Genomic DNA, 19,371 nt, shown 5'->3' with positions numbered 1-19,371 from the left:
CCTTTATAGTGAATCTGTACAGCATAAATCAGTCTGCCACTGTAAGCAAATGCCAGTCACTGCTGCATTAGACTGTAACTCACTTCATCAATAGAGATAAGTTTCAGGCATATGACTACATCACATACCGCCCCCGTTATCCGCCCTGCAGTCAGGGTAAAGCCGGGTATTGCCCAGATTGCTGCCGATCTGTTTCCAGCAGTGCTGGCTGGCCTGATTGCCGTATTGATCTCCTATGCTGGCCCCATGCTGCTGATGTTGCAGGCAGCACAGGCAGCCCATTTGACTGCGGGCCAAACCAGTTCATGGATATGGGCGGTTTCCATCGGGTCTGGCCTGTCTGGTGCGTGGATGAGCTGGCGTTATAAAATCCCGGTCATCTGTGCCTGGAACACACCAGGTGCAGCCCTGCTGGTGACGGCACTGGCGACACTACCGTACAGTCAGGCGATTGCTGCCTATCTGTTTGCGGCGGCCATCATCTTCATCATCGGCGCTACCGGGATATTTGAAAAGCTGATGGCACATATCCCGAAAAGCCTGTGTGCCGCCATGCTGGCCGGCATCCTGATGCGCTTTGGGGTCGACGTATTTGCCAGCGCCCGCAGCGAAGCCCACGGTGCGCCTTACCTGGTAGGCCTGATGTTCATTGCCTATTTACTGTACAAGAAACGTTCTGCCCGTTATGCCATCGTGCTGACCCTGCTGACCGGCGTACTGCTGTGGGGCTTGCTGGGCTGGGGTGATGCCGCCAATACAGCAACCAATACAGCAACCAATACAGCAACCAATACAGCAACCAATACTGCAGCCAATGCAGCCGCCATTACCTGGCAGGCAGGTCTGACCTTGCCGGTCTGGACTACGCCAGAATTTTCTGTCAGCGCGCTCATCAGCCTGGGTTTGCCATTGGCCCTGCTGTGCCTGACTGGCCAGCAGGTACCTGGTGTGGCCGTCCTGCGTGCCGCTGGCTACGAACATGCACCCAATAGCAAACTGGTCAGCGCTACCGGTCTGGCCAGCCTGTTGCTGGCACCATTCGGCGCGCATGGTGTCAACCTGGCAGCAATTACTGCCGCCATCTGCACCGGGCCGGAAGCCCATCAGCAACCAGAAAAACGCTGGGTCGCCGGTCTGTCCTGCGGTGTGTTTTATCTGCTGATAGGTAGTTTTGCCGGCTCACTGACCACACTGTTCCTGCATCTGCCGCATGCGCTGGTGACCACGGTGGCTGGCCTGGCCTTGCTGGGGGCGATACAAAATGGCCTGGTGAATGCCATGCAGGAAACCTCGGAACGCGAGGCGGCACTGATCACCTTTATCGTCACTGCCTCAAATATCAGCCTGCTGGGCCTGGGTTCGGCCTGTTGGGGGATAGCGCTGGGTGTGTTGAGTTATTACCTGTTGCGTGTCAAGGCCACCTCACATGCCGGTAAATAAATTACTCACTGAACTTGCTGACAAAGGTGGCAACGCCATCCCAGTCAGCAGGGGGTGGATTGTCACGATAATACGCAATACGTTCCAGGAAAACCTGGGCTGAAACATCAGCGGAACGCATTTTCAGATAGTCCTGAAATAGTGCCTCAGCTTCATCCCATTGTTGGGCACGGAAAATGTTGAGCGCACGATGCCACAGGTCCAGTATTGCTGTCGTGTCTGCATCGAGGTTTGTCAATTCCGTGACAGGTTCAAAAATGGAAATGGGTTGTGTCTTGCCTTTCACCCTGACTCTGTCCAACTCTCTGTAGGCAAATTCCGGCGCAGCCTTTTTTGTCGCTTCACCGACGATAATACCCACGCCGTACAGCTTGGTCACACCTTCGAGTCTGGATGACAAGTTGACGGCGTCACCCATCACGGTATAAGCCAGGCGGATTTTAGAGCCCATATCGCCCACCCGCACTTCACCGGTATTCAGGCCTATGCCTATTTTCAGGGCAGGCCAGCCACGCTGGACAAATTCCTGGCTCAGGCGGTGTGCTGTCACCTGCATTTTCAAGGCGCTTTCTACCGATCGTCTGGCATGATCAGTGAGCCGGACTGGCGCGCCCCAAAACGCCATTACGGCATCACCTATGTACTTATCCAGCGTACCCCGGTTACCCCGAATCTCTTCCGACATGGCGGTCAGGTAGATGTTGATATATTCGCGCAAATCAACCGCACTCAGCGTTTCAGAGATGGTGGTAAAACCCCGCACGTCCGAGAACATGACGGTCAGTTCACGGCTTTCACCTTCCATGGTATAGCTGTCAGGTTCATCAGCCATGACGGCCACCAGCTCAGGTGCCACATATTCGCCAAAACGCCTGACCACGCCACGCAAGCGGCGCGATTCAACCACATAATTCCAGCCGAAGACAAAAAGGAAAAGTAAAAAAATCAACAACAGCGGCGTCGCCAGCGGCAGCACCTTGTCAAAGCTTTCATACATCCAGTAATTAAAGGCGACAGCTGTCAGTAAACTCGATAAGGTAAATAAAATTGCCGCCACAGGTTTAAGACGGATCAGCGCAAAGGTCAGGACAATACCCAGCAAAATAACCTGTATCAATTCTATGCTGCGGCTATCACTGGGTCTGATCTTGAAATCATTGTCGAGGATTGAAGCGATGACGTTGGCATGCATCTCAACGCCGGGGTAATCGATACCCACGGGGGCGGTACGCAAATCCTTCAGTCCTACCGCGGTGGTACCAATCAGGATGATTTTGTCTGCCAGCACTGGTTCAGGCAATTGCTTTTTTAAAACGTCGACGGCAGATATATAGGTAAAACGCCCACCATCCGGACCACCCTTGCCTTTGTACTGAATCAGGCTTCTTAGCAGCGGTTCCAGGGGAATGGTCTTGCGCGGTGACGAGTTCAGTACGATGGCCTCGATTTCATCGTCCTTGCTGGTATCTTCCTGTAAATTTGCAGCGTCTTTGGAAAATTTTGGTTTCAGCCTGGTCGCATTCAGCGCAACTCTGGCAGTTGCCAGCGATAATGCCTCATAATAATTTGATTTGTATTTCGCCAGCAAGGGTATGCTGCGTATGACGCCATCAGAATCTGGCGTAGGGGTTAAAAAACCACCGGCTATGGCAGCATCCTGTAGCTGCTGCATATTGGCGATAAAACTGAAATATTCTGCCGACTCGACATCACGGCCACCCAACTCTGCCTGCAACAAGGCAGGTTTAGGCAAAGCTCCCTTGCTGACAGCTTTTTTATCGTCGGAAAAAAAATAGCCGAGCACCACTGGCCGGCTTTCAAATGCTTTCGTCAGGCGGTCATCAAAATCCAGTTGATGCTTCAGGCCTGCAACCTGCTCGACGAAACCCTTGCTGTCTTTTAATTCTTTCTTTGCCAATCCCTCCAGTATCTGGAAACCGGAACTACCATCAGGCTCGGGAAAAACGACGTCGACACCCACAGCCCGCACATGGTAATCATCCGTCAGTCTTTTGATGAGATCGGCCACCACAGAGCGCTTCCATGGCCATTGGCCAACCTCGGTCAGGCTTTTTTCATCGATGTTGACGATGATGATATCTTTATTGCGTTGCGGGACTTCCAGCCGCATCCTGACGTCATAGGCAAAAAAATCGATCAGGTTGACCAGTCTTACCGGAAAAATGGCATTGGCCTGCAGGGCAACCAGCACCGTCACCACCAGGCCGATGATCCAGGGAACCTGTTTTCTGATATTTTTTAGCAAACCGCCTCCGCATCAAAAACCATCTGTCTCATCAAGTCTCACGGTCTGTAACCAGGTATTCCACTTTCATCCACATTGTCGATCTGCGTCCGGTCCATGAATTTTTCGGCATACGTCAGGTAGACTTTTTTCCTGACGAAGATATCAAACAGGTCTGGGTCAATATGGCCGTTCAGGGCAAAGCTACCCAGAATGCGCAGGGATTCGGTCAGGGTCTTGCCGTCCTTGTAGGGTCTGTCTTTAGCGGTCAGGGCTTCAAAGATATCGGCAATTGCCATGATCTTGGCCTGTACCGACATCTGTTCGCCATGCAAGCCGCGCGGATACCCTTTGCCATCCATGCGTTCATGATGTCCCCCTGCGTATTCAGGTACGTTCTGCAAATGCTTGGGCCAGGGCAAAGCTTCCAGCATCTTGATGGTGGTGACGATATGGTTATTGATGATGGCCCGTTCTGCGGCATTCAGGGTGCCGCCACGGACGGACAGGTTCTCCATTTCATCGGCACTGAGGAAGGTGCTGCTGGTGCCATCCGGGCTGGTCCATTGCCAGTTGGCGATTTCAGCAACTCTGTCCAGATCTTCCTGACTGGTTCTTTCCGAACCAAGATTCAACTTTTTTAAAAATTGCCGCGCCTCTTCTATCCTGGTCAGTTCGGTCTGTAAATCATGCTCCAGTTCTGTCGCCAGGACTTCATTCTTGACATCGGCCTGATACAGCAAGCATTTGCTCTTCAACATCCGTATTTCGGCATCACGTTTCAATATTTCAAAACGGGTATCCAGCAAGTGGATGCGGTCAAAAATGGTTTCCAGCTTGGTCGATTTTTCAACCACATGTACCGGGGTGGAAATCTTGCCACAATCGTGCAGGATGCCAGCCATCCATAGTTCCTTGCGGTCCTTGTCTGTCATGACAAAATGGGCCAGCGGACCAGACCGGGTTTCATGCACGGCACTGGCCAGCATCATGGTCAGTTCAGGTACATGCTGGCAATGCCTGCCTGTATGCGGCGATTTTTCATCAATACCGATATTGATCAGGTGCACCAGGGATACGAACAGATTTTCCAGTTGCGAAATAAGTTGCTGGTTGGTCAGGGCAATCGCTGCCTGGGATGCCAGGGCTTCAATAAAACGCTGGTCGGTTTCGGTAAACAGGCATGGTTCACCGGTTTCGGGATCTGTCGCATTGATCAGTTGCAGCACACCGATCAATTCGCCCTCGTGATCATGCATGGGTACGGTCAGCAGGGATTTGGTGTGGTAATTGAATTGCTGGTCAAAATTGCGGGTGCCTGAGAAATTGAACACGCCAACGGTGTACACGTCCTGGATATTCACTGACAGTTTATAGTTGGCCGCGTAGGCTGCCACAGCACTCAGGTTTTTGACGCCGTTGTCATCGACCAGGGGGATATTTGGAATATCCACCGCCTGCCCTTTGACACCGCCCTGATACATGTTAAGTGTGTCATTCAAGGAGATATTGAAGCACAGGCTCTTCTTGTCCTTGCTGGTGCGATACAGAGTACCGCCGTCAGCATAGGTCATGCTTTTCGCTGAACGCAATATATTTTCAAGCAATAAAGGTGTGTCGTGATTATTGCTCAATTCCAGACTCAACTCGGTGAGTTTTTCCAGACGTTGTGCAATCTCACTACTGCTCAATGCAGTCATGTTCACTTTCTCCAAATCAAAAACTGTAAGCGACTATCGGCTGACCTGTCGCATCAAAATAGAAAACTGTCGCCCGCTCTCAATGCGGTAAATTTGCCTGGACGTGTCGCTTCCAGTTCGGACATGATCTGTGTTTCCTGTCCTGGCTTGAGGTGGTAAATCAAAAAATCCACGGCTTCAGGCATGCCCTGAATATCCTGCAACAATGCACTCGGGCAAAAATGTCTGGATATGTGCGCCAGTTCTGCTTCTGCATCCGGGAAAGAACAATCCACGATCACCTGGCGCAAGGCTGTTTCATTTTTCATTACGTCCCATAAATCGGGGGTGGTCGCCATGTCACCGGTGAACAGGAAGCCGGCATCACTGTTTCTGATCCAATACCCTACCGAACCCGGGGTATGGTTGACCGGATGCGAGCTGATAATGCGGTCGCCCAGAGTCAGCGTACTGCCAGCCGGCATTTCTTCAAACCGCATGGATGGCTGTTCTGCATTGGGCAAACTGGCAAAATCAGGCCAGATCACCCAATTAAAGATATGGGTTTTCAATGCCAGCACCACCTCTGGACTGGCGTGAATGATGACTGGTGCGCTTCTTTTGCCAAACACGGCATCCATCAACAGCGCCAGCCCGGCAACGTGATCAAGATGGCAGTGGCTGATGAACACATGGTCAATGGCAACCAGTTGCTCTATGCTCAAGTTAGCCAGGCCGGTGCCGGCATCCACCAGCAGATCGTCGTCCACCAGCATACAGGTTGTATTTGGCTCTTTTCCGCCGATACCGCCCGCGCAGCCAAGAATTTTTAATTTCATAGACACAGAAATAGTGAGCCATTGTTTTGGCAGTGAATTAAAACCACCAGGACTTACACAAAACCGCCCCAGTTGCGGTGTAGTCGGGGTTTCAGACAACACGTTGTCTGCCGACTTAACAAATATCCCCTTCAAGGGATGTTTCCTAAAGCGATAAGCTTGCCGGGACGATTTTGCGTAAGTACTGACCACTCTATTTACAACAGGCAGCCTCAAGAAAAAGACGGGTGGTCTGTAACAGTTCTCTACTGCGTGTTGACCTGTCTTTTAAGCAAACTGCACTAACCTAGCTTAACACTTTCTTTGGGGACAACGAAATTTAGTGGCGGTCAAACCACGGACTTGCCGCATTTCCCATCATGCCAGAACAATAAGAGGCAAGGAATAGGCCTGTATTCTGGAAAAAACCACCTCAACCGGCAAAATTATGTCTTCAGCGCTGGGGAAATCTTTTGCATTCTGGTCATACATGCACTTCCATGATACATTTTTGTACAAACTGGCACTCAGGTGTAGCACTTGTAAGCAACAGTAGCTGGATTGTTGGTCAGACAATCGCTCTCTGCTTCATAATTTAGCTGACGAATTAGTCAAATCAAGGAAAAAGAATGGCGGTTACCGGCAACATCGCACATGCACCCAAAGAAGGCGTCGATCATCGCCTGCTGTTCTTTAAAAAACTCCAGGCGCTGACCAATAAAATTCATGGTGCGGATGCGCTTGACCAGATCATGCTGGACGTGTCCCAGGATATCTGCGACCTCTTTGACTGTGATCGCCTGACCATTTATGTGGTGGCACAAGACAAAACCACGCTGATTTCCAAGATCAAGACTGGCCTGAATTCCTTCAAGGACCTGCGCCTGTCGATTTCTGAACAAAGTATTGCCGGCCATGTTGCCCTGACCCGCAGCATGATCAGCCTGCGCGATGTGTATGACGAAAACGAGTTGCGCTCGCATTCGCCAACGCTGAAATTCCAGCGTGCGGTTGACCAGCGCACTGGCTACCGCACCAAGCAAATGCTGGTGGCACCCATAGTCGACGGGCAAAGCAAGGAATTGCTGGGCGTGGTGCAATTCATCAATCACCGCTTTGGCGACGCGTTTACCGATATTGCGGCGGAAGGTGTACAAGCCCTGTGCGAAACCCTGGCTGTTGCGTTTTCGCAAAAAAGCAAGGCCCTGCCGACCAACACCCCGCGCACCAAATTTGATTTTCTGGTATCCGAGGCAATCATTGCGGCACCAGAACTGGAACTGGCCGTCAGTTCTGCCCGCAGGAATTTGCTGGATCTGGAAGACGTGCTGACCGACGAGTTTGATATCCCTATTGCCAGCCTTGGCCAGGCACTGGCAAAATATTTCAATGTGCCTTACGAACCTTTCAAGCCTGAACGCCTGGTACCGGTCGACCTGGTCAAGCGGCTCAAGCGCCAGTACGTGGAACAAAATTCCTGGTTACCCATCACGGAAGACCAGAATGGCCTGACCGTCCTGGCAATTGATCCCGAGCATATCAACACCACCCACGTGGTGAATCATGTCTTTGCCACCTCGAAGATCAATTACAAGGTCACCACCAAAAAAGAATTCCGCCAGACCATAGACCAGTTCTTTGGTGGCGTGGCCGATACCGGCTCGGTTGATGATCTGCTGTCGGGCATGGAAGATGAGGACGACGAACACGGCGGTGGCCAATCCGCCGTGGAAATTTCGGCTGCGGTTGAAAACGAACTGGTCAAGCTGATCAACAAGATCATCATCGATGCCTATCAGCAAGGAGCGTCCGACATCCATATTGAACCTCGTCCCGGCAAAGAAAAAACCCTGATTCGCTTCCGCAAGGATGGTTCGCTGTCACCCTATATCGAGATACCTGCCAGTTACCGCAATTCACTGCTGGCACGTATCAAGATCATGTGTGATCTTGATATCTCTGAACGCCGCAAGCCACAGGATGGCAAGATCAAGTTCAAAAAATACGGCCCTTACGATATCGAATTGCGGGTAGCCACCATTCCGTCTTCAGGCGGTATGGAAGACGTGGTCATGCGTATCCTGGCAGCCGGTGAACCTATTCCGCTGGATAAACTGGGCATCTTGCCGTACAACCTCGAACGCCTGAAACAGGTGGTCAGCAAACCCTATGGCCTGTTCTTTGTCTGCGGCCCCACCGGCTCGGGTAAAACAACTACCCTGCATTCTGTATTGAGCCACCTGAATACGCCTGAAACCAAAATCTGGACGGCAGAAGACCCGGTAGAAATTACCCAGAAAGGTTTGCGCCAGGTGCAGGTCAACCGCAAGGCCGGCATGGATTTCGCCACCGTCATGCGGGCCTTCTTGCGGGCAGATCCGGACATCATCATGGTCGGCGAAATGCGTGACAAGGAAACCGTCGCCATCGGCCTGGAAGCGTCTCTGACTGGCCATATGGTGCTGGCGACCCTGCATACCAACAGCGCGCCGGAATCCATCGTGCGCCTGCTGGACATGGGCATGGACCCCTTCAATTTTGCCGATGCCCTGCTGGGCATCCTGGCGCAAAGGCTGACCAAGCGGCTGTGCGGCAAATGCAAAGTGGCGTACAACCCGGGCAAGGAAGAAATGAAGGACCTGCTCGATGAATACTGTGTAGAGTTGCTCAACACCGAGGCATTTACCAAGAACGCGCTGGAAGCCAAGAAAAAGGTGTTTACCACCTGGCAATCACTGTATGCCGACAAGCAGGGTAAATTCACCCTGTACAAGGCAGTTGGTTGCGAGCATTGCTCCAACGGCTATAAAGGCCGGCTGGGCCTGCATGAACTGATGGTGGCAAATGACATCGTCAAAAAGCTGATACAGGACCATGCGCGTGTTTCAGAATTGCTGACAGCAGCGCTGGCAGATGGCATGCTGACGCTGAAAATGGATGGCATAGAAAAAGTCTTGTCCGGCCTGACTGACATGAAGCAGGTCAGGATAGTGTGCATCAAATAATTTTTTGCGCATAGGCTACAATTTCTGATTTGAGATCGCAGCCATTCTCATTTTCAGAACTTATTTTCAAACTCATTTTTTAAACTTATTTTCAACACCTATTACGAGAATTTATTTCCAGAAAGCACACATGAAATACCTGCACACCATGGTCCGTGTTACCGACCTCGACGCCTCGATGCGGTTTTACCGCGATGCGCTGGGGCTGGAACTGGTGCATCAAAAAGAATATCCAAAAGGCCGGTTTACCCTGGCGTACCTGGCAGCGCCGGGCGACCATGATGCACAGGTGGAACTGACCTATAACTGGGACCCGGAAGTATATACCGGCGGCCGCAACTTCGGCCACCTGGCTTACCGCGTGGATAACATCTACCAGGCTTGCCAGCGTCTGACGGACCATGGCGTTGTGATCAACCGCCCACCGCGCGACGGTCACATGGCCTTTGTCCGCTCACCAGACAATATTTCGATAGAACTGTTGCAGGCGGGCGAGCCATTGGCCCCGGCTGAACCATGGGCATCAATGCAAAACACTGGTAACTGGTAACTAGTAACACTGGCTGCTGGCGCTCAAACAAAAAACGCAGACCCTGGTCTGCGTTTTTTAATTCTTCATCAATCAAAGATTCAGTTTTTATAGTCAGGACGACGTGCTTCCTTATTCATGGCGCGAATCAGGACTACCATGCTAACAACGATAACCGCAGAGATGACACTCAAAATACCGGTCCACATAAGCCCACCTCCGAATTGATTAATGATGTTTCTTTATATCAATCGAGATGCCGTGCGTCAACATTACAAACTGGCTTTCGAGGAGTTTTAACTTAATCTTGCATTCTGTCTGTGCTGTTCATAAACGGATATCCACACATTACTCTACACGTGCCCATGCCGGCGGAAATAGGCAATCAGGCCGCTGGTAGATGTATCAAGATTGGAATCGTATTCCTGGTTCCCCAAGATCGCCGGTAACAGCTTATTGGCCAATTGTTTGCCCAGTTCCACACCCCACTGGTCGAAAGAATTGATTCCCCAGATCACGCCCTGCACGAATACTTTATGTTCGTACAAGGCCAGCAGCATGCCTAACTGAAAAGGGTCGAGGCTGGGCATCAGGATGGTAGTAGATGGCTGGTTGCCGGCAAACACCTTGTGCGGCAAGAGCTTGGCGATATGTGCGTCACTGAGGCCGGCCTGTGACAACTCTTCCCGTGCCTGGCTTTCGGTCTTGCCAAATGCCAGCGCAGCGCTCTGCGCCAGGCAGTTTGCCAGCAAGGGTGCCTGGTGACCCGGCAAAGGGTAATCACTGGAAGCTGCCACCACAAAATCGCAAGGGATCAGCCAGCCGCCCTGGTGCAGTAACTGGAAGAAGGCATGCTGGCCATTGACGCCAATCTCACCCCAGACGATGGGGTTGGCACGGCAAGTCAGGGCTTCGCCATCACGGCTGACGGTCTTGCCATTTGATTCCATTTCCAGTTGCTGCAAAAAGGCAGGCAAATGGCGAATCGATTCGTTATACGGCAGGATGGCAGTGGTCTCAGCCCCGAGGAAATTGGTGTTCCAGATCGAAATCAGGGCCAGCAGCACCGGCAGATTGTTTTCCAGCGGTGCCTGGCGGAAGTGCTTGTCCATGGTTTCGGCACCTGCGAGCATGCGCTCGAAACCACTCATGCCTATGGCCAGCGCCACCGACAGGCCGACCGCAGACCACAGGGAATAACGCCCCCCCACCCAATCCCAGATTTGCAAGATATTACTGTCAGGGATGCCGAATTCATGCGCCTTATCGGGACTGGATGTTACCGCAATGAAATGCTTGGCCACCGCCCATTCTTCCATCGCTGCCGCCATCAGCCAGGTGCGGGCGGTCTGGGCATTGATGCTGGTTTCCTGCGTGGTGAAGGTCTTGGAGGCGACGATAAACAGGGTCGTGCGCGGGTCCAGTTTTTCCAGCAAGGGGGCAAGATGAGCACTGTCCAGATTCGACACATAGTAAAAAGTCAGCCCCGGATGCTGCATGGCAGATAGCGCACGGGTGGCCAGCTTGGGCCCGAGGTCAGAGCCGCCTATGCCTATGTTCACGATATTCTGTATGGCATCGCCCTTGAAACCGCGCCACAGGCCGCTGCGTACACGCTCGACGATATCGCGCATCTGCTTGCGCACGGCCCTGACTTGCGGCATGACATCATGTTCAGCATTCGGGAAAGGTGTGAAATCGGAATGGCGCAGGGCCGTATGCAACACGGCCCGGTCTTCGCTGATATTGATTTTTTCACCGGCAAACATACGGTCACGCCAGCTTTCTACATTCGACAGGCGTGCCAGCGACATCAGACTATCGAGTGCGGGCTGGTCTATGCGTTGCTTGGAATAATCCACCAGCAAGCCATCCAGCTCCGCCGAGAAATGGGCAAACCTGCCGGCGTCGGCAGCAAACAGCTCGCGCAAATGCTTATGCTCCAGACGCTGTTGATGCGCCAGCAATGCCTGCCATTCGGGCGTGTGGGTAATGTTCATATTTTTCCTGGGCCTGTAAAGGTGAGCTTTCTACGCACTTTAACTAGATTAGCATGGTCTGGAGGAAGCCTGGGCTGTGACAGCATCAGCACGATTCAAGACAATTATGCATGCGGCGAGGCTAATTATTGTTAAAATAAACATTAGGCTGTGTTAACCTATGTTACATCGCGGTAGTTCTGTAGCGAAAATGACATAGGGCAAGAATGTCAACAAGATTAGCCTGACAGAAAAGGATGGTCATGCTGAGTAAACAGGATATCGGTATCTTGATTGTGGATGACAATGACATCAGTCGCTCGATGCTGCGTCATATCCTTGAGAGCGAACAATTCAATGTCGTAGGTGAAGCCAACAATGGCCTCACTGCCATTGAGTGGATAGAAAAAACCATTCCCGAAGTGGTGTGCCTGGATGTCATGATGCCCGACATTGACGGGCTGGTTATCCTCGACCACATCAAGAGAATATCACCGGAAACCGTGGTACTGATGGTTACAGGCAGCAACAAAAAAGAAACCGTGATCAAAGCCATCAAGAGTGGTGCCAGCGGTTTCATCGTCAAGCCTTTTAACCCGGCAACGGTGTTGGAGAATATGAACAACCTGCTGACGAAGTCATACAGACCGCTAAAGTACTTGATTGATCGCCGCAAGAACTGGAAACAACCGGGGTTTTAAGGTGCGTCAGGAATTGGCATAATACAAAAAGCTGAGTCAAACGCCATGCCAGATTGCGCTATCCGCGTGCGCTGAGCAGATTCGCCATGGCAACATAAGCTTCCAGCGACAAGGTCTCTGGACGGCCCTGAGGATCCACCCCGCAGGCGACCAGATCCGCTTCCGTCAGCAAGCCGGCGACGCAATTGCGTACCACCTTGCGTCTTTGGGAAAACGCCTTGGTGACGACTTCTTCCAGTTTTTTGATATCGCAAGGAAAGGCACCCGGCTTGGGTATCATGCGCACAATGGCAGATTCGACCCGTGGCGGCGGATCAAACGCTTCCGGCGGCACGATAAACATCAACTCCATGTGGTAGCGCACCTGCAGCATGACCGACAGGCGGCCATAGGTCTTGCTGCCCGGGTCTGCCACCATGCGCTCCACGACCTCCTTTTGCAGCATGAAATGCTGGTCTTGTACCAGATGGGCAAATTCGGCCAGATGGAACAAGAGCGGGCTGGAAATGTTATACGGTAAATTGCCGACCACGCGCAGCTTCTGCCCGGCTGGCACGGTAATGCTGGAAAAATCAAATGCCAGGGCGTCGCCCTCATGCACAGTCAGTTTTTCTGCGGAAAAATTCTTCTTCAGGCGCGCCACCAGGTCACGATCCAGTTCCACCACATGCAGGTGATCCAGGTCCGCCAGCAACAGGCGTGTCATGGCCGCCAGGCCGGGGCCGATTTCGACCATGCTCTGGCCGGGCTGCGGATGGATGGCGCGAATGATCTGGCTCAATACCAGATCGTCAGTCAAAAAATTCTGACCAAAACGTTTACGTGGGATATGTTTCATATTATTTCTTTGAGGCTGGAACCTGCTTGTCCCTGCCGAATCGACAAGGCAAGATCGTGCCAATTCTGCTAATGCGTTTTTACCATGCTGGCCGCAACACGTATGGCCACCATCATACTACTGATATCTGCGAGCCCAACGCCCTGCGCCGCCAAGTCCAGCGCCGTACCATGATCGACCGAGGTGCGTATCAGGGGTAAGCCCAGGGTGATATTCACGCCCAGTCCAAAGCTGGCATGTTTCAATACCGGCAAACCCTGGTCGTGATACATGGCCAGCACGCAGTCGGCCTGCTCCAGGTATTTTTGCTGGAACAGGGTATCGGCCGGATACGGGCCACTGACTTGCATGCCTGCTTGCTGCGCCTGCCTGATGACGGGCGTGATAACGTCAATTTCTTCCCGCCCCAGATAGCCATTCTCACCCGCATGCGGGTTCAGCCCGGCCACCAGTATGCGTGGTGCCGCGATACCGAATTTGTCGCGCAGATCAGCATGGATAATTTCCAGCGTACGCAGCAAATCATCAAACTGGATAGCGTCTGCCACCTGTCGCAAGGGCAGATGCGTGGTTGCCAGGGCGACCCGCAAGGGCTGCGGCAACTGGGCATTGGCTTGACTCGCCAGCATCATGACTACGCGACCAGTATTGGTTTTTTCGGCGAAATATTCGGTATGTCCGCTAAAAGGAACACCGGCATCATTGATGGTACTTTTTTGCAGCGGTGCGGTGACAATGGCATCACACCAGTGCTGCTGCACACTTTCAATTGCCACATCCAGGGTTTGCAAGACAGAACGGCCATTGCGCGCATCCAGATGGCCGGCAATCACATGGGCATTCAGAGGGCAGTCAATCACTGTCAGCCTGTCTGTGCCACAGGCGGGCAGGCCCTGATTGCGCAAAGCCTGCAAAGACACCCCCATGAGATTGATATCAGGATTGATCTCCGCTGCCAGCATGGCCAGATAAGCGGCGTCGCCTATCAAGACCGGTCTTACTTCTTGCCGCAACTGCCAGGCTGCGGCAATGGATATTTCAGGCCCGATGCCGGCTGGTTCCCCTACGGTCACCGCGATCACCGGCAAACTGGGCTGTGGCATTATTTGTCTTCCAGGCGATATTCCACGTATGCGCGATCGCGAATTTCGCGTAACCAATCCTGTAAGGCTTCATCAGCCTTGCGTTCACGCACAGCCTGACGAGCAGCAATACGCTGGCGGTCTTTCGACAGCTCGTCAGTTTTTCGTTCCAGTACTTGAATGATGTGAACGCCAAACTGTGAGGTGACTGGGTCGCTGATCTGGTTGATGGCCAGCTTATCCATAACCTGTTCAAATTCAGGCACGGTGACACCTGGAAAAATCCAACCCAGATCACCGCCTTTGGAAGCAGAACCGTCGACGGAATTGGCTTTGGCCAGGTCTTCAAAAGTCGCCTCTTTGGCTTCTATCTTTCTTTTGAATTCCATCAGTTTCTGACGTGCTTCAGCCTCCGTCACGATCTGGCTGACTTTCAGCAGGATGTGGCGGGCACGGGTTTGTTGCTCAACGGCGGCAGCCTTGCTGTCATTCATGGCACGCTTGCCATTGACTTTGACAATATGAAAACCATTCGGGCTGCGCACGATATCGGATACTTCGCCAACCTTCACTTTGCTGATGGCATCAACAAACAATTGTGGCAAACGGTCTTGCTCACGCCAGCCGATATCGCCACCCTTGAGTGCTTCGGAACTGTCAGAATAAGTCACCGCAAGCTTGGCAAAGTCTGCACCGCCACGCAGTTTTTCCAGCACTTCTTCAGCGCGTTTGCGACGCAGGGCAATTTGTTCAGAAGAGGCGTTTTCCGGAATGCTGACCAGGATGTGTGCCAGATTCAACTCTTGTTTGCCTGACTTGGAACTGGCTTCTGCAGCCAGGTAATTGTCGATCTCTGTTTCAGATACCTGGATCTTGCTGTCAACTTCACGGTCGCGGATACGCTGCATCAGGATATCGTCACGCATTTCTTCACGGAACTTGGCGTAGGACGTACCTTCGCGTTCGATCTGGTTGCGGAACTCGGTCATGGACATCTTGTTTTGTTCCGCCAGGCGCAACATGGTGCGGTCCAGCATCACATCGTCAACACGCATGCCATTTTCTTTTGCCAGCTGCATTTGCGCACGATTAACAATCATGCGTTCAAGTAATTGCTTTTGCAGATCAGCACGGTCAGGCAAGGGTGTGCCCTGCTTTTTCAGGTTTGCTTCTACGGCCAGCAAGCGCTCATTCAATTCCTGACGGGTAATCACTTCATCATTCACCACTACCACGATGGTATTGATGACTTGCGACTTGCCGTTCGTCTGTGCTGGCTTGGGCTTGACGGCAGGTGCAGGCGGGACGACTGGATTGATTTTAACTTGCGACCATGCCACCGGGCTGACAAGCAAGCCGGCAGAAACCGCGAATACTGAGAGAAATTTACATTGTTTCATTTGCAATAAATGTCGCATATCGATCCAAAATCCTGTTACGCCTGGTCACGTGTCTGAACATCGACACCGGGCAAAAGTTGCAATATACACGTTAGCACCCGTTTCATAAACAGCGCAGGCCATTCAATCGCCGGTGACGGCTACTACAATTGTTATTACAGCAAAAAATATCTACCGTTCATTGATCGGCTGATAACCCGAAATATTTTTCCTCAAGGCATCAATTGGATTGCCACCAAAGCCCAGACGAGCCAGGCCATTCAATTCCAGCTGAATCGAGAAGCCCGACGTGTTATTGACACTGTTCGTGGCAAAACGTTGCGCAAGGAAACGCAAAGACCAGCAATCTGCCTTGTATTCAAAGCCCAGCAAACCATCCACCATGCGTTTATCCATGATCGAATAATTGCTGCGACCTACCATATACCAGCGGTCTGCCATCGGCCACTGCGCCGACAGATCCACCTGCTCCAGCGAGTTGCGCTGGTAACGATACGCCAGGTTCAACACTTTTTTAGGCGATGGCTGCCAGCGGATACCATAGTTGGAGCGCACCGACTGGCGGTCAGTCTGGCTCAGTTGCAAGGCCATCTCGCCACTCAGGGTGGATGATAACTTGCCTATGGCTGCCAGCAACAGATCAGAACGACTTGGGCTGACGGTATTGTCCAGCGTGACTTTCTGGGTATTGAAATAAAAGCGCTGGCCTATCGCCAGTTTCAGACTTTCATCGCCATTGCCTTCAATAAAGCGCGAAATCAGGGCCGCCGTGATCTGGTTGGAATCCCCTATGCGGTCCTGACCGGTGAAGCGGTTTTCACTGAAAATCTGGGCAAAATTGAAATCGGCGACCGCACTGTCAAAATTTGGCATGTTCGACTGGTCGCGGTAAGGCGTATTCACATAGAACAGGCGCGGTTCCAGCGTCTGCGTCAGGTCGGTATCAAACATCCGTGTCTTGCGTTCAAATACCAGGCCGCTATCGACAGAAAAAGTTGGTACGGCACGATGGAAATCAGATTCCTGTCCCGGTGCCGGATTCACCAGATGGTAATTGGTCGCATGGAAGGAAATTTTCGGGATAATGAAAGCACCCGCCTGCACCATGGGCAAAGACACGCTGGGATTGATCACCGTGCGGTCGCCACGCACCAGGGTCGGATGCCAGAAACGCGTCACAATGGTGTCCATCGACCAGTCCAGACCCGCCACATCATGCTGCTCTGCATGCAGTTGCAACTGTGGTAAACGGTCATAAGGACGATCAATCGGCGAGGCCAGATCCTGCAGGACCTGGTAGTTCGAGGTCCTGAGTGCCAGACTCCAGAACGAACCGAAATAGGTCAGATTGGCTTCACGCAGCAACAGGCGCTGGGCGGTCTTGGTGATAGTGCGGGAAAAATCGGTGGGATAGTTATCATCCGACGCTGTATTGATATTCCATGAAAAATCCAGTTGCGGCAGCAACTTTTGCTGATGCACGGAAGCCACTGCATAGCGGTTGGTGCCCGTCACGCGGTCATTCAGCAAACCTTCAACACTGGTTTCACCGGAATAAGTTTCGCCCAGATAGCGCCCTTCCAGCCCCAGTTGCAGACCGCGTCTGGCGATCATCTTAGGGTAGACCGTCAAATCACGGTTGGGGGCGATATTGAAATAATACGGCATCGTCAGTTCTGGCCCGCCCTTGGATGACGCCCCCATGATAGGCGGCAGCAAACCGGAATGGCGTGCGCCCGACAAAGGGAAAGTCAGCGAAGGGGTTGCCAGGATAGGCATGCCGAGGAAATACACCACTGATTTGCCTGCCACACCACGGTCAAGGCCGGTATCCAGGTTCAGCGTGTCTGACTTCAAATACCAGTCCGGATTCAGGCCTTCACAGGTACTGTAAGTACCGCTGGTAATGAGAGAGCGCTCTTCATCCTGAAAATCGATGCGTTTGGCATTGCCCTGGGCATTATTGCGCAACAGCCGGTAAATCGGATTGCTGACAAAACCGGCACCAGAATCAAGTTGCAGGCGCATATTGTCACCGCTGTAGCAGTCACCATAGCGATTCATGCGGACATTGCCAGATGCATCTACCTCATCATCGAGGTTGCTGTAAGTGGCCTCATCCGCATTTAACTTCGTGCCGCCTTTGATGACTTCCACATCGCGATCAAACTTGATAAAGCGTTCTGGCCGGCCATTGAAGGATTCGGCGCGTATCGTCACAGGCGCGTTTTTATCGTCCTGTTTTGCTTTGGCAAGTTGCAGTTTCTCTTTCTGCGATTTTTCGTCCTGCCGATTTTGCTCCTGCGCCTCGGCAGTCATGCCTGAAACCTGGGTCTGCGCCATGGCCTGGGAAAAATAGGCAGGCACAAGAACCGACACCAGAATCGCCGGGATAGTAGGAAACAACAGCGGTGAATGAGATAATACGGGTTTCCTGCGCATGAATTCAGTGGTCAGTAAGCGTTTTGCCAAGTATGCTGGACGATGTCATACAGACAATCCGCCAGAAATCAGTCGCCTATTATAGGTGAAATGCTGGCAAAACCACTTGAAGTATGCAGACAAACTAAACTCTATTACTATTTATACATGTCCCCCACAGCAATCCCAGTGAATTCTGCAGCATCTGCAGCGATCTCCCCCGAAAAAGAACAGCGCAAGCAGGCGCTGCAAACCTGGCTTGCTGGTGTCAACGGACATGCCATGAAGCTGGCCAGTATGCGTGCGGCCTCTGCCGACGCCAGCTTTCGCCAATATTATAGAATTGATACCGAAGACGGTGACAGCCTGATCGCTGTTGATGCGCCACCCGCGACCGAAAATAGCGCTGCCTTCATCAAGATGGCGAATCTGTTGAAAAGCATCAACCTGACTGTGCCTGAAGTGCTGGCCCATGATATAGCACAGGGCTTTATGCTGGTCACCGACATGGGCATGCATACGTATGGCCAGGTCTTGAATAGCGACAATGCCCACAAGCTGTATCTGGATGCCATAGACAGCCTGATCCTGTTCCAGGCGCAAAGCCAGCCGGATGTCTTGCCTGAATACGACAGAGCTTTCCTGCTGCGTGAATTGAATATTTTCAAGGAATGGTATGTCGCCAAACACCTGGGCGTGACCCTGACTGATGCGCAAAACGCCACACTGGACAAGGTATTTGACCACTTGCTGGCCAGTGCACTGGCACAGCCGCAAGTGTACGTGCACCGCGATTACCATTCACGCAACCTGATGTGGATGGACAAGGGCAATCCCGGCATTATCGATTTCCAGGATGCCGTATACGGCCCCATCACCTATGACTTGGTATCGCTGTTACGCGACGCCTACGTGCAGTGGGATGAAGAAATCGTGCTGGACTGGGCCATACGCTATTGGGAAAAAGCCAGACGCGCCGGCTTGCCCGTGGCACCCGACATCGACAGCTTCTACCGTGACTTTGAATGGATGGGCTTGCAGCGTCATTTGAAAATTCTTGGCATCTTCGCCCGCCTGTCACACCGTGATGGCAAACATCATTACATAGGCGATATCCCTACTGTCATGGAATATGTACGCAAAACTTCACACCGCTACAAGGAACTGATCCCGCTGTTGCGCCTGCTGGATGAACTGCAAGACAATACGCCACAAGTTGGCTATACCTTCTGAG

General features: G+C 52.3%; 13 protein-coding genes. 5 read left to right on the top strand and 8 right to left on the bottom strand.

The features are described 5' to 3' along the window. Positions 1-111: 111 nt before the first annotated feature. On the top strand, positions 112-1,440 hold the full coding sequence (locus tag ACO0LM_RS16985; RefSeq protein ID WP_423038430.1) for a benzoate/H(+) symporter BenE family transporter: 1,329 nt from the start codon (positions 112-114) through the stop codon (positions 1,438-1,440). A gap of 1 nt (position 1,441) precedes the next feature. Here the strand turns inward: ACO0LM_RS16985 and ACO0LM_RS16980 are convergent, their stop codons facing one another. From ACO0LM_RS16980 to ACO0LM_RS16970, 3 genes are read right to left on the bottom strand one after another with little or no spacing between them, the layout of a single operon-like run. After that, entirely contained in the window at positions 1,442-3,706 is a 2,265-nt protein-coding gene (locus ACO0LM_RS16980; RefSeq protein ID WP_423038429.1) for a CHASE2 domain-containing protein, read from the bottom strand. A gap of 38 nt (positions 3,707-3,744) precedes the next feature. Then, entirely contained in the window at positions 3,745-5,385 is a 1,641-nt protein-coding gene (locus tag ACO0LM_RS16975) for a GAF and HD-GYP domain-containing protein (RefSeq protein ID WP_423038428.1), read from the bottom strand. A gap of 53 nt (positions 5,386-5,438) precedes the next feature. Then, a complete protein-coding gene (locus ACO0LM_RS16970; protein ID WP_423038427.1) occupies positions 5,439-6,338 on the bottom strand; it encodes a 3',5'-cyclic-nucleotide phosphodiesterase in 900 nt (299 codons plus the stop codon). A 473-nt stretch (positions 6,339-6,811) separates the two neighbouring features. Between ACO0LM_RS16970 and ACO0LM_RS16965 the strand changes: the two genes are divergently transcribed. Further along, on the top strand, positions 6,812-9,187 hold the full coding sequence (locus ACO0LM_RS16965) for an ATPase, T2SS/T4P/T4SS family (RefSeq protein WP_422988603.1): 2,376 nt from the start codon (positions 6,812-6,814) through the stop codon (positions 9,185-9,187). A gap of 130 nt (positions 9,188-9,317) precedes the next feature. Further along, positions 9,318-9,737 (top strand): VOC family protein, encoded by a 420-nt coding sequence (locus ACO0LM_RS16960; RefSeq protein ID WP_423038426.1) that lies wholly within the window; start codon positions 9,318-9,320, stop codon positions 9,735-9,737. Between the two features lie 332 nt (positions 9,738-10,069). Here the strand turns inward: ACO0LM_RS16960 and pgi are convergent, their stop codons facing one another. Beyond that, on the bottom strand, positions 10,070-11,716 hold the full coding sequence (pgi, locus tag ACO0LM_RS16955; RefSeq protein ID WP_423038425.1) for a glucose-6-phosphate isomerase: 1,647 nt from the start codon (positions 11,714-11,716) through the stop codon (positions 10,070-10,072). A gap of 242 nt (positions 11,717-11,958) precedes the next feature. On the opposite strand from pgi, the gene ACO0LM_RS16950 reads away from it, so the two are divergent. After that, positions 11,959-12,396 (top strand): response regulator, encoded by a 438-nt coding sequence (locus ACO0LM_RS16950; protein WP_422988609.1) that lies wholly within the window; start codon positions 11,959-11,961, stop codon positions 12,394-12,396. A gap of 58 nt (positions 12,397-12,454) precedes the next feature. Here the strand turns inward: ACO0LM_RS16950 and rsmA are convergent, their stop codons facing one another. From rsmA to ACO0LM_RS16930, 4 genes are all read right to left on the bottom strand, one after another. Beyond that, positions 12,455-13,234 (bottom strand): 16S rRNA (adenine(1518)-N(6)/adenine(1519)-N(6))-dimethyltransferase RsmA, encoded by a 780-nt coding sequence (rsmA, locus tag ACO0LM_RS16945; RefSeq protein WP_423038424.1) that lies wholly within the window; start codon positions 13,232-13,234, stop codon positions 12,455-12,457. A 68-nt stretch (positions 13,235-13,302) separates the two neighbouring features. Then, a complete protein-coding gene (gene pdxA, locus ACO0LM_RS16940; protein ID WP_423038423.1) occupies positions 13,303-14,337 on the bottom strand; it encodes a 4-hydroxythreonine-4-phosphate dehydrogenase PdxA in 1,035 nt (344 codons plus the stop codon). Then, positions 14,337-15,716 carry a peptidylprolyl isomerase gene (locus ACO0LM_RS16935; protein WP_423038422.1) on the bottom strand — a complete coding sequence of 460 codons (1,380 nt, stop codon included), beginning with the start codon at positions 15,714-15,716 and terminating at the stop codon, positions 14,337-14,339. Before ACO0LM_RS16935 ends, pdxA begins: the two co-directional genes overlap by 1 nt. A gap of 171 nt (positions 15,717-15,887) precedes the next feature. Continuing rightward, a complete protein-coding gene (locus tag ACO0LM_RS16930; protein ID WP_423038421.1) occupies positions 15,888-18,158 on the bottom strand; it encodes an LPS-assembly protein LptD in 2,271 nt (756 codons plus the stop codon). A 147-nt stretch (positions 18,159-18,305) separates the two neighbouring features. On the opposite strand from ACO0LM_RS16930, the gene ACO0LM_RS16925 reads away from it, so the two are divergent. Beyond that, positions 18,306-19,370: an aminoglycoside phosphotransferase family protein gene (locus ACO0LM_RS16925; RefSeq protein ID WP_423038420.1), complete on the top strand. Its 1,065-nt coding sequence runs from the start codon at positions 18,306-18,308 to the stop codon at positions 19,368-19,370. Position 19,371 lies beyond the last annotated feature (1 nt).

The sequence above is a fragment of the Undibacterium sp. Di26W genome (genome assembly GCF_049340265.1).
In the GTDB taxonomy this organism is placed as follows: Bacteria; Pseudomonadota; Gammaproteobacteria; order Burkholderiales; family Burkholderiaceae_D; genus Undibacterium.
The sequence above is the reverse complement of the archived record's forward strand: the minus strand, read 5'-3'. Positions and strand labels throughout refer to the sequence as shown.